This is a genomic window from Lentzea xinjiangensis, assembly GCF_900110955.1.
GTDB classification, from domain to species: Bacteria; Actinomycetota; Actinomycetes; order Mycobacteriales; family Pseudonocardiaceae; genus Lentzea; species Lentzea xinjiangensis.
Window position 1 is genome coordinate 68,901 of the sequence record NZ_FOFR01000025.1, and the last position, 12,916, is coordinate 81,816.

The 12,916-nt window shown below is 71.4% G+C and carries 11 protein-coding genes and 1 tRNA gene; 9 read left to right on the forward strand and 3 right to left on the reverse strand.

Annotated features, from left to right (window positions below; translation table 11 throughout):
• Positions 1-8 precede the first annotated feature (8 nt).
• On the forward strand, positions 9-1,508 hold the full coding sequence (locus BMW88_RS35385; protein ID WP_177221574.1) for an AMP-binding protein: 1,500 nt from the start codon (positions 9-11) through the stop codon (positions 1,506-1,508).
• Between the two features lie 31 nt (positions 1,509-1,539).
• Positions 1,540-2,868, forward strand: a complete 1,329-nt coding sequence (locus BMW88_RS43735) for a LuxR C-terminal-related transcriptional regulator (protein ID WP_089959676.1) — start codon at positions 1,540-1,542, stop codon at positions 2,866-2,868.
• 220 nt (positions 2,869-3,088) lie between these two features.
• On the opposite strand, the gene BMW88_RS35395 is transcribed toward BMW88_RS43735, so the two are convergent.
• Entirely contained in the window at positions 3,089-4,327 is a 1,239-nt protein-coding gene (locus tag BMW88_RS35395) for a helix-turn-helix transcriptional regulator (RefSeq protein WP_177221575.1), read from the reverse strand.
• Between the two features lie 29 nt (positions 4,328-4,356).
• Between BMW88_RS35395 and BMW88_RS44180 the strand changes: the two genes are divergently transcribed.
• The 3 genes from BMW88_RS44180 to BMW88_RS35405 all read left to right on the forward strand — a co-directional run bounded on the left by BMW88_RS44180 (position 4,357) and on the right by BMW88_RS35405 (position 6,618).
• Positions 4,357-4,491 (forward strand): hypothetical protein, encoded by a 135-nt coding sequence (locus tag BMW88_RS44180; RefSeq protein ID WP_281249495.1) that lies wholly within the window; start codon positions 4,357-4,359, stop codon positions 4,489-4,491.
• A gap of 121 nt (positions 4,492-4,612) precedes the next feature.
• Positions 4,613-5,095, forward strand: coding sequence for a PH domain-containing protein (locus tag BMW88_RS35400; protein WP_245778281.1), 483 nt, complete (start codon positions 4,613-4,615; stop codon positions 5,093-5,095).
• Entirely contained in the window at positions 5,092-6,618 is a 1,527-nt protein-coding gene (locus tag BMW88_RS35405) for a PH domain-containing protein (RefSeq protein WP_245778278.1), read from the forward strand. Before BMW88_RS35400 ends, BMW88_RS35405 begins: the two co-directional genes overlap by 4 nt.
• A gap of 28 nt (positions 6,619-6,646) precedes the next feature.
• Here the strand turns inward: BMW88_RS35405 and BMW88_RS35410 are convergent, their stop codons facing one another.
• Positions 6,647-7,582 (reverse strand): GlxA family transcriptional regulator, encoded by a 936-nt coding sequence (locus BMW88_RS35410; protein ID WP_089959682.1) that lies wholly within the window; start codon positions 7,580-7,582, stop codon positions 6,647-6,649.
• Between the two features lie 62 nt (positions 7,583-7,644).
• Here BMW88_RS35410 and BMW88_RS35415 point away from each other — a divergent pair, with 62 nt between their 5' ends.
• Positions 7,645-8,919 carry an MFS transporter gene (locus BMW88_RS35415; protein WP_089959686.1) on the forward strand — a complete coding sequence of 425 codons (1,275 nt, stop codon included), beginning with the start codon at positions 7,645-7,647 and terminating at the stop codon, positions 8,917-8,919.
• On the opposite strand, the gene BMW88_RS35420 is transcribed toward BMW88_RS35415, so the two are convergent.
• Positions 8,851-10,362 carry a helicase HerA-like domain-containing protein gene (locus BMW88_RS35420; protein ID WP_089959688.1) on the reverse strand — a complete coding sequence of 504 codons (1,512 nt, stop codon included), beginning with the start codon at positions 10,360-10,362 and terminating at the stop codon, positions 8,851-8,853. The two genes, BMW88_RS35415 and BMW88_RS35420, sit on opposite strands and share 69 nt — an antisense overlap.
• Before the next feature lie 72 nt (positions 10,363-10,434).
• Between BMW88_RS35420 and orn the strand changes: the two genes are divergently transcribed.
• From orn to BMW88_RS35435, 3 genes are all read left to right on the forward strand, one after another.
• Complete coding sequence (orn, locus tag BMW88_RS35425) at positions 10,435-11,040, forward strand: oligoribonuclease (protein WP_089959692.1); 606 nt, start codon at positions 10,435-10,437, stop codon at positions 11,038-11,040.
• Between the two features lie 66 nt (positions 11,041-11,106).
• Positions 11,107-11,179, forward strand: a tRNA-His gene (locus BMW88_RS35430).
• Between the two features lie 111 nt (positions 11,180-11,290).
• The gene (locus BMW88_RS35435; protein WP_089959695.1) at positions 11,291-12,916 is read left to right on the forward strand and encodes an ABC-F family ATP-binding cassette domain-containing protein; all 1,626 of its coding nucleotides are present in this window, start codon (positions 11,291-11,293) and stop codon (positions 12,914-12,916) included.

Consider the following 12,916-nt stretch of genomic DNA (forward strand, 5'->3'; position numbering starts at 1 on the left):
TGGGGTGCATGGTGACCCGCGTGCTGCTGACCCTGGTCAAAGCCGGAGTGATCCGCCCGCTGGGCCCGCGCGGGCTCGCCGGGACCCTGCTCGGGTACCTCCAGTGGGACATCACGCTCGCGTGGGGCTACCGGACCGGCGCGGCCAGGCACCCGGACCGCGCGGCGATCATCGACGACGACGGCGTGCTCACGTACGCGGAGGTCGACGAGCGCACCAGCCGGCTCGCGCACGCCTTCCGCGCCGGGGAGCGCATCGGCCTGCTGTGCCGCAACCACCGCGGCTTCATCGAGACGATGACCGCCTGCACGAAGATCGGCGCCGACGCCGTCCTGCTCAACACCGGCCTGAGCGCCGGGCAGCTGGCGGCGGTCGCGCGGGACCAGCGGATCGACCGGATCGTCGCCGACCGCGAGTTCGCCGACGTCCTGCCCGACGTCCCGACCTTCTTCAGCGACGAGCTCGAGTCGCTCGTGCTCAACGGTCCCACGACTCCCCTCCCGCGCAGGCCGCCGCGCGGCCGGCTGATCATCCTCACCTCCGGCACGACCGGCGCGCCGAAGGGCGCCCGGCGGCCGGAGCCCGCGAGCCTCGCCCCCGCCGCCGCGCTGCTGTCGCGGATTCCGCTCAGGCACGGCGACGTCATCGCGATCACCTCCCCGCTGTTCCACGCCTGGGGCCTCGCCGCGTTCCAGCTCGGCCTCGTGCTCGGCGCCACCCTGGTGCTGCGCAGGAGGTTCGACCCCGAGCAGGCGCTCAGGGACGCCGAGCGGTGCACGGCGATGTTCGTCGTCCCCGTGATGCTGCAACGGATGCTGGAGGTGCCGCACCGCCCGAAGCTGCGGGTCATCGCCTCCAGCGGCTCGTCCCTGCCGCCGAAGGTCGCGAGCCGCACGCTCGAGGAGTTCGGCCCGGTGCTCTACAACCTCTACGGCTCGACGGAGGTGAGCTGGGCGAGCATCGCGACCCCGGAGGAGATGCTCGCCGAACCGGGAACCGCCGGGAAACCACCCCTCGGCACCCGTCTGGCCATTGTGGACGAACAAGGGAAACCGGTGGCGCCCGGCGAGATCGGCCGGATCTTCGTCGGCAACGGGATGCTCTTCGACGGCTACACCAACGGCACGAGCAAGGAGTCGCTGGACGGCCTGATGTCGACCGGCGACCTCGGCTACCTCAAGGACGGCCTGCTGTTCGTGGCGGGCCGGGACGACGAGATGATCGTCTCCGGTGGCGAGAACGTCTACCCGCGCGAGGTCGAGGACCTGCTCTCGGAACTGGACGGCGTCACGGAGGTGGCGGTGCTCGGCGTGCCGGACGACGAGTTCGGCCAGCGGCTCGCGGCCTACGTCGTCGGCGCGGAAACCCTGACGGCGGAACGCGTGCGCGAGCACGTGAAGGCCAACCTCGCGCGGTTCTCCGTCCCCCGCGACGTCTTCTTCGTCGACGAGCTGCCGCGCAACGCCGCCGGGAAAGTCGTGAAGAACCGGCTGCGCGAGCGGCAGTAGGCTCGCCCCCTGGTGAGGGGGCGAGGCACCGATGACGGTTCCCGGCAGGACGACGGACCCGCGGTCCAACGCCGTGCACAACCTGCGCGAGGCGCGCATCGCGCTGGACGAGGGCAGACCGGGCGAAGCCCTGGAGTTCGCCGAGAAGGCCGTTGCCGCGTTCACGTGGCTGGACGACGTCGCGGGTGTCGCGCAGGTCGTGCTGACGCAGTCGGTGGCGCTCGGCAAGCGCGGGCTGTGGCCGAGCGCGCTCGACACGATCGACCGGGTGCAGGAGATCGCGGCGGCGAACCGCCACATCGGACTCCAGGCGCGGTGCAGCTTCTCCCGCGCCGTGGTGGAGCTGCGGCTCGACTCGCGGGAGCGCAGCTTCCACTCGCTGTCCCGCGCGCTCGGCCTGGCCGAGCTGACCGGTGACAACGAGCTGATCGGCTCGGTGCTGTTCGAGCAGGCGAAGGTGATGCGCCTGCAGTACCACGAGCACTGCATGATCCGCACCGAGGAGAGCCGGTGCAGCCTCGACGGCGAGCCCTGCGTGCGCAAGCTGCGGCGCGCGGAGGCGTTGAGCGCGCAGGTGCGCGACCGGTGGAAGCAGGTCGGCGACCCGGTGCGGATGGCGATGGTCAACGTGCTGCTGACACACGTGCGCATCGATCTGGGTGAACTTGACCGCGCGCAGCGTAGCTGGCAGCGCGCTGACCAGTTGCTTGCCGGAAGGAACCGCCCGGTGGCTCGGGCGGAGGCGCTGATGGCGCGGGCGCGGCTCAGCGGGGCGCGAGGCCGGTACCCGGACCAGATCGCCCAGCTCACCCAGGCCGCCGAGCTCGCGATGAGCTGCCTGGCGCGCGAGGTCGCGGTGCACGCGCACCAGCAGCTCAGCGAGGCGCACGAGCGGTCCGGTGACTTCGAACGGGCGCTGCGGCACGCGCGGATCCAGCTTGAGCAGTACCGGTTGTGGGAGCTGCAGGAAGGCCGCGACCTGCTGCGGATGCGCGAGCACGACCTGTCGGCGCGGCTCGTGGAGCAGTTGGCGCACAGGCGTTTCGAGCCCAAGCGCGAGAACGCGGTGGTGCGCGTGCCGCAGAGCGGTGAGCTGCGCGAGACCGCCACCGCGGAACACACGAACACCCGGATCGCGTGCGCGTTGCGGGCCGGGCTCACCAAGCGCGGCATCGAGGTGCTGCGACTGGTCGCCGCCGGCGCCGGCACGGCGGTGGTCGCGGAGACGCTCGGCCTGTCCCCCAAGACCGTGCAGAACCACCTCCAGCGCATCTACGCCACCCTTGAGGTCAACGGCCGCGCCGGAGCCGTCGTCTGGTGGATGAACCTGACCGCCCCCGAGTCACCCGCTGTCAACTAGTTGACAACCGGCACCCGAGGCGTTGTCCGCATCGCCCGTTCGGCCGCTCGCCGCAGACGGGCTACTGCCGGTTTGCGGGTGTTCTACCCATCTTTCGGGCGGGAAATTGGGTGATGTGGCGGGTGACCCCTCTGTGTCATGCTCCGTTGACAAGGTGTCCAGTTAAGGAGCGAGAGCGGCCATGATCGGGCAACGCCGCCCGTGGCCGGCGTCTGCGCGCTCAGTGCCTGCGCAACGCGATGCGAGCCACGTCGCGCCACAGGAGCGGATCAACGCCCTCGGGGTTGATGTGCTCCAGCAGAGCGGCCAGTGCCGTGCGCGCGCCCGCGTCGCCGTCCTGGTCGATCTCGTCGGCCGCCCGCACCAGCAGCAGGTGGCACCGGAGCTGCTGCTCCGCGTCGAGCCGTCCCGTCGCGATCGCGCTCCGGGCGAGCTCCCGCGCCCGGCCGACCTCACCGTCGCGCAACGCGAGCTCCGCCCGCAGCGCGCGGGCGTGTGCGAGCAGCCCGTCCTGCTGCCGCATCGCCGCGGCCGTCGTCTCCACCGCGTCCAGCAACGACACGACGTCGTGGAGGTTCGCGCCGGGCGTCCGCAAGGCGATCGACGCGCCGGCCAGGCGGACGCGGCACCGGTACCCGGGATCGCCGTCGAAGTCGTCGAGCATCGACACGGCCTCGCGGATGCAGTGCCCGGCCTCGGTGCGGTCCCCCAGGCGGTCCGCCACCTTCGCGCGCGCCCACCACGTCGAGATGGCGAGCCGGTCGCGTCCGAGCCCCGGCAGCCGCGCCGAGAGCTGGTCCACCACCTGTTCGGCGTCGGCCAGCCTCCCGGCCGCGGTCAGTTCCGCGCACAACGCGATGAGCGCGCGGGTGTGGACGCGGCGCACCCGTTCGCCGTCACCACCGGCCAGCTCGACGGCCTCGCTCGCGGCCCGCACGGATTCGGCCGTCCGGCCGAGGCGCCGCAACGAGGATGCGCGCAGGATCTCCACGAGGGCGTCCACCGCCGGACCGGGAGACCACGACTTGCGCAACTTCGCCGCCGCCAGCAGCAGTCCCTCGTGGTCGCGCTGTCTCGCCAGCACCGCGAGGCGCGTCCAGCGCGCGCACCAGCCGAACATCTCCTCGTCCGCCCGCTTTCCCAGTGCCTCCAGCAGGTCGACGGCCAGGACCAGGTCGCCGTCGTGGTAGGCGAACAGCGCCTCGCACCACGCCAGCGCCTCGTCCTGCACCGCCGTGCGGTCCTCGTCGACGACCAGCTCGGAGGCGTCGACGCCGAGCACCTCGGCGAGCCTGCGCACGACCGCGGGCGACGGCACCCGTTCGCCGGACTCGAGCCGCGAGACGTAGCTCATGGACACCCCGGGGCAGGCGAGGTCCTTTTGCGACAGACCGCGTCGCAGCCGGACGGCCCGCAGCCGGGCGCCGAACCTCGTCAACGACTTCCTGCTCTCATCCACGGCCGCCACCTAACGAACGGAGCACCTCAATGAAGCTGAACACTATCGCCCGGACCATCGCCGCCGCGGTACTCGCCGTGGCCGCCCTGGCGATGCCGGTGGGCGCGGCTTCCGCCGACGACCCCGACGCGGGCTTCATGCCCCCGTACTGCGCGGCCCCCTGATCGCCGGGCCGACGAGGTGGTCCTGCCTCCCTCGCACGCGGGACCACCTCGCCGGCGGGGCGCCAATTGACACACCTGGCCACACCACCAGGCACGAGTGGTGCACCCTTGGGGGGTGACTCTGCAACTGCGCGCTCCTCGTCACCAGGTGAGTCCGAAGTCCGTCCTGCTGTGGACGATGCAGGCCGCCGTGTTCTGGCTCGTCCTCTTCGTGCCGCAGCTGATCGTGTTCCTGCTGGTGGACGAGCCGCCGACGTGGGAGCTGGCGCTCCTGGTCGCCACGCTGGTGATCGGGCTCGTGCACACCGCGGTCGAGCCGAGCTGGCGCTACCGCGTGCACCGCTGGGAGACCACGCCCGACGCCGTCTACACGCTCTCCGGCTGGCTGAGCCAGGAGTGGCGGGTCGCGCCGGTGTCGCGGATCCAGACCGTCGACACGAAGCGCGGGCCGTTCCAGCAGTTGCTCGGCCTGTCGACGGTCACGGTGACGACCGCGTCGGCGGCGGGCCCGGTGGAGATCGAGGGTCTGGACCAGGAGGTGGCGCGGCGGCTCGTGGAGGAGCTGACCAGCACCACGCAGGCGACGCCGGGTGATGCCACGTGAGCACCCCCGCCGAGGTGCCCGCGGGCCTGCCCGCCGCACCGGAGTTCACCGAGCCGCCCGCCCAGTGGCACCGCCTGCACGTGCGCATGCTGATCGTGCGGCCGCTCAACGAGGGCATCGCGATGCTGGTGCCCATCCTCGTCCTGCTGTTCACCGGCAACGGCGAGAAGTGGCGGCTCATCGCGAGCGGCGCGACGGTGGCGGTGATCCTCGTGGTCAGCTACCTCATCTGGCGCACCACCAGGTACCGCATCACCGACGAGCAGGTCGAGCTGCACACGGGGTTGTTGACCCGCAAGCAGCTCGCGGTGCCGCGCGATCGCATCAGGACGGTCGACCTCACCTCGAAGCCGGGCCACCGGGTGTTCGGGCTGTCGGCGGTGCGGATCGGCACCGGGCAGCAGGACGTTCCCGGCACCGACGGCCTGACGCTCGACGCGGTGACGCAGGAGGAGGCCGAACGGCTGCGGGTGCTGTTGCTGCAGAAGCAGGTCGCACCCCGGCCGGCGGGCGCGGAGCCCACCGGCGAAGCGCCGGAGGAACCGGCTCTGCCGGAGTCCGAGGTCATCTCGCGGCTCGACCTGAAGTGGCTGAAGTTCGCGCCGCTGTCCCTCTCGGGCCTGGTCGCCATCGGCGCCCTCTTCGGCGTGCTGTCCAACTACGCCGACGACCTCGGCCTGCACCCGGTGCAGGACCTGTGGGAGTGGCTGTTCGAGAACCCCAGCTTCACCCTGCTCGGCGTGTTCGCCGTCGGGCTGGTCGTGGCCGGGCTCGTGCTGTCGGTGCCGCTGTACCTGGTGCAGTTCTGGAACTACCGGCTGACCCGCGAGCCGGACGGGACCCTGCGGGTGCAACGGGGACTGCTCACCACGCGGTCCGTCTCCGTGGAGGAGCAGCGCCTGCGCGGTGTCGACATCCAGGAACCGCTGCTGGTCCGCGCGGGCAAGGGCGCGAAAGCCGTCGCGGTGACGACGGGTCTGGGCGCGAAGGGCGAGAGCAACCTGCTGCTGCCGCCCGCGCCGCTGTCCGTGGCGCACCAGGTGGCGCGGGACGTGCTGGAGGTCGAGGACGACCCGACGACGCTGGAGCTGCGCAAGCACCCGTTCGCCGCGCTGCGCCGCAGCATGTTCCGCCACGTCGTGCCGTGGGTGGTGATCGCGGTCGGCCTGGCGGTCTGGGCACCCTCCTGGGCGTGGCCCATCCCGGCGGCGATCATCCCGTTCGCGGCGCTGGCCGGCTGGGACAACTACCGCTCGCTCGGCAACGCCCTCGACGACCGCTACCTGGTGACGCGCAACAACTCCCTGGTGCGCAGCACGGTCGCGTTGCAGCGCACCGGGATCATCGGCTGGCGCATCCGGCGGTCGTTCTTCCAGCGCCGCAGCGGTCTGATGACGATCGGGGCGACCACCGCGGCGGGTGCGGGCATCTACCACGTGACCGACGTCGGCGAGTCCGACGGGCTGGCGCTCGCCGACGAGGCCGTGCCGGACCTGTTGCGGCCGTTCCTGGTCGACGAGTGAGTCAGTCCACTGTGGAGTCGCCGAGGTCTCAGGCCGAGCGGAACGCCTGGCGGTAGGCGCTCGGCGAGACCCCGATCGACGCCGCCAGCTGCTGCCGCAGCGCCGCGCCCGTCCCGAACCCCGAGTGCCGGGCGACCTGGTCGACCGGCAGGTCGGTGGACTCCAGCAGGTGCCGGGCCCGCTCGACGCGCTGCTGGGTCAGCCACTGGCCGGGGGACATGCCCGTTTCGGCGCGGAACCGGCGGGTGAAGGTGCGCACGCTCATCCGCACCTGCGCGGCCATCGCGGCGAGGTCGAGCGGTTCCTGGAGGCGTTCGGAGGCCCACTCGCGGGCGAGCGCGGTGGAGGTGTCCGGGTAGCTCGGCACCGGGCGGTCGACGAACTGGGACTGGCCGCCCTGCCGCCAGGCGGGGACGACGCAGTAGCGGGCGACCCAGTTCGCCGCCTCGCTGCCGTGGTCGGACCTGATGACGTGCAGGGACAGGTCGATGCCCGCGGCGACGCCCGCCGAGGTGAGGATGTCGCCGTCGTCGACGAACAGCACGTCCGGGTTGAGGCGCACCTTCGGGTACAGCGCGCGGAACTGGTCCGTGGTCTTCCAGTGCGTGGTCGCCGGCCTGCCGTCGAGCAGCCCGGCCGCCGCGAGCACGAACGCGCCCGTGCAGATCGACATGATCCGCGGCGCCTTCGTCGTCGTGAGGGCTTCCAGCACGGCCGGTTCGAGCCTGCCCTCCCGCGCCGGCGGGTAGTGGGTGCCCGGCACGAGCACCGTGTCCGCGTCCGCGAGCACCTCCAGCCCGTGCTCGGGTGCGATGGTGAAGCCGCCGGTGGTGGGGATCGGGCGGCGACCGGGCGAGCAGACGACGACCTCGTAGGCGCCCGGGAGCCGGGCGAACATGTGCGTGGCGGTGCCGATGTCGAACGCGACGGACTGTTCGAGCGCGAGGACGGCGATCCGGTGCATGGCCTGATTCTTTCACATGTTGGCCATCGGGCCACTGGTCGCCGGGTGCGCGATCACGGAGGCTGATCGCCGTGAGATTGCATTGGGCCTGGGTTGTCGCAGGTGTCTCGTTCATCGCCCTGGTGGGCGCCGCGTCGTTCCGCGCGGCTCCGAGTGCCTTGATCGAGCCGTTGCGGGCGGAGTTCGGCTGGACGACCGGTACGATCTCGCTCGCCATCTCGATCAACCTGCTGCTGTACGGGTTGACCGCGCCGTTCGCCGCCGCGCTGATGGACAGGTTCGGCGTGCGGGTCGTCGTGACCTTCGCGTTGACCATGGTCGCGCTCGGCAGCGGGCTGACGGTGTTCATGACCGCGTCCTGGCAGCTCGTGCTGCTGTGGGGTGTCGTCGTCGGTCTCGGTACCGGCTCGATGGCGCTGGCGTTCGTCGCGACGATCACCGGGCGGTGGTTCGTGCGGCACCGCGGCCTGGTCACGGGCGTGCTGACGGCGGGCGGCGCGGCCGGTCAGCTCGTGTTCCTGCCGACGGTGGCGTGGCTGTCCGAGTCCTACGGCTGGCGGCCCGCGTCCCTGGTGATCTGCATCGCCGCGCTGGCCGTCGTGCCGCTCGCGGCGTTCTTCCTGCGCGAGTACCCGCGCGACGTGGGCCTGCTGCCGCTCGGCGCGAGCGAGGACACTCCCCCGCCGCCGGCCGGTGGCGCGGCGCGCCGGGCGATCGGCGGCCTGCTCCAGGCCGCGAGGACCCGGCCGTTCTGGTTGCTGGCCGGTGGTTTCGCGATCTGCGGCGCGTCGACGAACGGGTTGGTGGGCACGCACTTCATCCCCGCCGCGCACGACCACGGCATGCCGACGACGACCGCGGCCGGGCTGCTCGCGCTCGTCGGCGTGTTCGACATCGTGGGCACGATCGTGTCCGGCTGGCTGACCGACAAGGTCGACTCGCGGCTGCTGCTGGCGGCCTACTACGCCCTGCGCGGTCTCTCGCTGATGCTGCTGCCCCAGCTCTTCAGCGAGTCGGCACACCCGTCGATGCTGGTGTTCATCATCTTCTACGGCCTGGACTGGGTCGCGACCGTGCCGCCGACCGTGGCGTTGTGCCGCCAGTACTTCGGCACGTCCGGCCCCGTCGTGTTCGGCTGGGTGTTCGCCGCGCACCAGCTCGGTGCCGCGCTGGCCGCGTCCGCCGCCGGACTCACGCGCGACCACCTGGGCAGCTACGACCTCGCCTGGTACGTCGCGGGCGGGCTCTGCATCGGCGCGGCCGTGCTCTCAGCGTCGCTTGCGCGAGGTCCCGAAGAGGCCCCGCGTGATCTCGCGCGCCAGGGCGCTGCCGGCTGACCGCAGGAACGACTTGACGGCGCTGTTGCCGAGCACCTTCTCGGCGAGCCCCGGTTCCTCCCGTTCCGGCGCAGGAGGTTCCGGGGCTCGTTCCTCTTGGGGCGGAACGACTTTCCGGAGCAACTGCTCGTAGGCCGACTCCCGATCGACGGTCTCCGCGTACTTGCGGTGGAGATCAGAGCCTTGGGCGGCCTGCCGGATCGCGTCGTCGCCGATCGTGTCCATCAACGACCGCGGCGCGCGCAGCCGGGTCCACGCGACCGGTGTCGGAGCACCCTTCTCGTTCAGCACCGTGATGACCGCCTCGCCGATGCCGAGCGACGTGAGCGCTTTCTCCAGGTCGTAGTGCGGCGTGGTCGGATACGTCTTCACCGTGCGCGCCAACGCTTTCTGGTCGTCCGGTGTGAACGCTCGCAGTGCGTGCTGAACGCGCGCGCCGAGCTGCGACAGCACGTCGCCGGGGATGTCCGTCGGGAGCTGCGTGCAGAAGAACACGCCGATTCCCTTGGACCGGATGAGCTTCACGGTCTGGGTGATCTGGCCGAGGAACGCCTTCGAGGCGTTCGAGAACAACAGATGTGCCTCGTCGAAGAAGAAGACGAGCTTGGGCTTCTCGACGTCGCCCTCCTCGGGCAGCGTCTCGAACAGCTCGGCCAGCAACCACATCAGGAACGTGGAGAACAACGCCGGGTCGCCCCGCAGCTCGGCCAGCTCGAGCAGGCTGATGACACCCTTGCCGTCGCGGTCGCGCATCAGGTCGGCCGGGTCCAGCTCCGGCTCGCCGAAGAACCTGTCGCCGCCCCGCGCCTCCAGGTTGACCAGGGCCCGCAGGATCACACCCGCCGTGGCGGCCGAGACGCCGCCGATGCCCTTGAGGTCCGCCTTGCCCTCGTCGCTCGTGAGGTGCTGGACGACGCCGCGCAGGTCCTTCGTGTCGAGCAGCGGGAGCCCCTTCGAGTCCGCCCAGTGGAAGACCAGGCCGAGCGTGGACTCCTGGGTGTCGTTCAGCCCCAGCACCTTCGACAGCAGGACCGGTCCGAAGCTCGTGACCGTGGCGCGCACCGGCACCCCGGCGCCGCCGGCGCCGAGCGACAGGAACTGCACCGGGTACGACCGCGGCTGCCAGTCGTCACCGGTGTCCGCGGCCCTGGACCTGGTCCGGTCGCTCTCCTCGCCCTGCCGCGACAGACCGGACAGATCGCCCTTCACGTCCGCCATCAGCACCGGCACGCCGTTGTCCGAGAGCTGTTCGGCGAGCAGCTGCAACGTCTTCGTCTTCCCGGTTCCCGTTGCGCCCGCGACGAGTCCGTGGCGGTTGACCACGGCCAGCGGGAGGCGGACGCGGGCGGCCGGGTCCACCGCCCCGCCGGCCAGCACGGTGCCGAGCTCGACAGCCGCGCCCTCGGACGCGTACCCGGCGGCGATCTCAGCGTGAGCCGTCATGCACGGGGAGCGTAACCAGGTTGCCGCACGCCGCCACTCGAAGTTGACGCTCCGCGCAGTAATGTTCCCGGGGTGATGGATCGTCTGGTGTGGATCGACTGCGAGATGACCGGACTCGACTTGGGCAAGGACGCTCTGATCGAGATCGCGGCACTGGTCACGGACGCCGAGCTGAACGTGCTCGGCGACGGCGTGGACGTTGTGATCCACGCGGATGACGAAGTGCTCGCCTCGATGCCGGATGTCGTCATGGAGATGCACGCCAAGTCGGGCCTGACCGAGGAGGTGCGCGCCTCCGCCGTGTCGCTGGAAGAGGCCGAGGCCGCCGTGCTGGCCTACATCAAGGAGTGGGTCCCCGACCCGCGGACCGCGCCGCTGGCCGGCAACTCCATCGCCACCGACCGCGGCTTCATCGCCCGCGACATGCCGGCGCTGGACGCCCACCTGCACTACCGCATGGTCGACGTGTCGTCGATCAAGGAGCTGTGCCGGCGCTGGTACCCGCGCATCTACTACGCGCAGCCGGGCAAGGGCCTCGCGCACCGCGCGCTCGCGGACATCGTCGAGTCGATCCGGGAGCTCGCGTACTACCGGCGGACGGCGTTCGTGCCGCAGCCGGGGCCGACGTCCGAACAGGCCCAGGCCGTGGCCGCTGAGCTGCTCAAGGACGTCAAGTGACCCCCTGATTTCTTTCTCGGTGGATGCCGTTGCTATGCTTTCCCCGCCGGTCACGGACCGGTGATGGTGGGTGTAGCTCAGCCGGTAGAGCACTGGGTTGTGATCCCAGGTGTCGCGGGTTCAAGTCCCGTCACTCACCCGGACAAGCCGGGTTGTGTTCGCAGAAAGCGCGGACACAACCCGGCTTCGTTGTGTTTTCTGGGGGCCGAGCCCCCCAGACCCCCGGACCCCCAGACGCGGAGCACAACCCATGACCACGCTCGTCGCCAAGGACCTCGCCGCCGGTCACGGTGATCGCGTCCTCTTCTCCGGTCTGGACCTCGTGGTCGCTCCCGGCGATGTGATCGGCTTGGTCGGCGTGAACGGCGCGGGCAAGTCGACGCTGCTGCGGACGCTGGCCGGGTTGATCCCGCCCGAGCAGGGCCGCGTGACGCTGAACCCGCCCGGCGCGAACGTGGGGCACCTGTCCCAGGAGCCGGAACGCCTCGAAGGCGAGACCGTCCGCGACTTCCTGGCCCGCCGGACGGGTGTCGCGCAGGCCCAGGCCGCGCTGGACGCCGCCACCGAGGCGCTGACCGCCGGGAACGACGAGGGCTACTCCGACGCGCTGGACCGCTGGCTCGCGCTGGGCGGCGCGGACCTGGAGGAACGCTCGCAGGAGGTCCTGGACGACATCGGCCTGACGGTGGGCCTGGACGCGTTGATGACCTCGCTGTCCGGCGGCCAGGCGGCCCGCGCGGGCATGGCGTCGTTGCTGCTGAGCCGCTACGACGTCCTCCTGCTCGACGAGCCGACCAACGACCTCGACCTCGACGGGCTGGAACGGCTCGAGAAGTTCGTCACCGGCCTGCGCACCGGCACCGTGCTCGTCTCGCACGACCGCGAGTTCCTGGCCCGCACGGTGACGAGCGTGCTGGAGCTCGACCTGCACCAGAACTCCGTGCGCCTGTACGGCGGCGGCTACGAGTCGTACCTCGAGGAACGGGCGCGGGCCCGTCAGCACGCCCGGGAGGAGTACGACGAGTTCGCCGACACGAAAGCCTCGTTGGAGGCCCGTGCGCGCATGCAGCGGGCGTGGATGGACAAGGGTGTGAAGAACGCCCGGCGCAAGGCGGGCGACAACGACAAGAACGCCCGCAAGTTCCGCGCCGACGCCACCGAGAAGCAGGCCTCGAAGGCCCGCCAGACCGACCGCATGATCGAACGCCTGGACGTCGTGGAGGAGCCCCGCAAGGAGTGGGAGCTGCGGATGGAGATCGCCGCGGCGCCCCGCTCCGGCGCTGTCGTGGCGTCCCTGCGGGCGGCGGTCGTCACCCGCGGCTCGTTCACGCTGGGCCCGGTGGACCTGCAGGTCGACTGGGCGGACCGGGTCGCGATCACCGGCGCGAACGGCGCGGGCAAGTCGACGCTGCTGGCCGCGTTGCTCGGCCGGGTGGAGCTGTCCTCCGGCTACGCGACCCTGGGCTCCGGCGTCGTGGTCGGCGAGGTGGACCAGGCGCGCGGGCTGTTCCTGGGCGAGCTGCCGCTGGTGGACGCGTTCCAGGAGGCCGTGCCGGAGATGACGCCCGCCGACGTGCGGACGTTGCTGGCGAAGTTCGGGCTGAAGGCGGCGCACGTGCTGCGTCCGGCGGCGTCGCTGTCACCGGGGGAGCGGACGAGGGCGGCGCTCGCGCTGCTGCAGGGCCGCGGCGTGAACCTGCTGGTGCTGGACGAGCCGACGAACCACCTCGACCTGGTCGCGATCGAGCAGCTCGAGCAGGCGCTCGAGCACTACGCCGGCACGTTGCTGCTGGTGACGCACGACCGGCGGATGCTAGAAGCGGTGCGGGTGAACCGCCACCTGACCGTCGACGGCGGCCAGGTGACGGCGTCCTGA

What these genes read in the sequence shown, in the direction of transcription:
- BMW88_RS35420 (WP_089959688.1), bottom strand. Translation starts at nt 10,362, where the DNA reads ATGACGGCTCACGCTGAGATCGCCGCCGGGTACGCGTCCGAGGGCGCG.
- BMW88_RS35385 (WP_177221574.1), top strand. Translation starts at nt 9, where the DNA reads ATGGTGACCCGCGTGCTGCTGACCCTGGTCAAAGCCGGAGTGATCCGC.
- BMW88_RS44180 (WP_281249495.1), top strand. Translation starts at nt 4,357, where the DNA reads ATGAAGCTGAACACTATCGCCCGGACCATCGCCGCCGCGGTACTCGCC.
- BMW88_RS35435 (WP_089959695.1), top strand. Translation starts at nt 11,291, where the DNA reads ATGACCACGCTCGTCGCCAAGGACCTCGCCGCCGGTCACGGTGATCGC.
- BMW88_RS35410 (WP_089959682.1), bottom strand. Translation starts at nt 7,582, where the DNA reads ATGCACCGGATCGCCGTCCTCGCGCTCGAACAGTCCGTCGCGTTCGAC.
- BMW88_RS43735 (WP_089959676.1), top strand. Translation starts at nt 1,540, where the DNA reads ATGACGGTTCCCGGCAGGACGACGGACCCGCGGTCCAACGCCGTGCAC.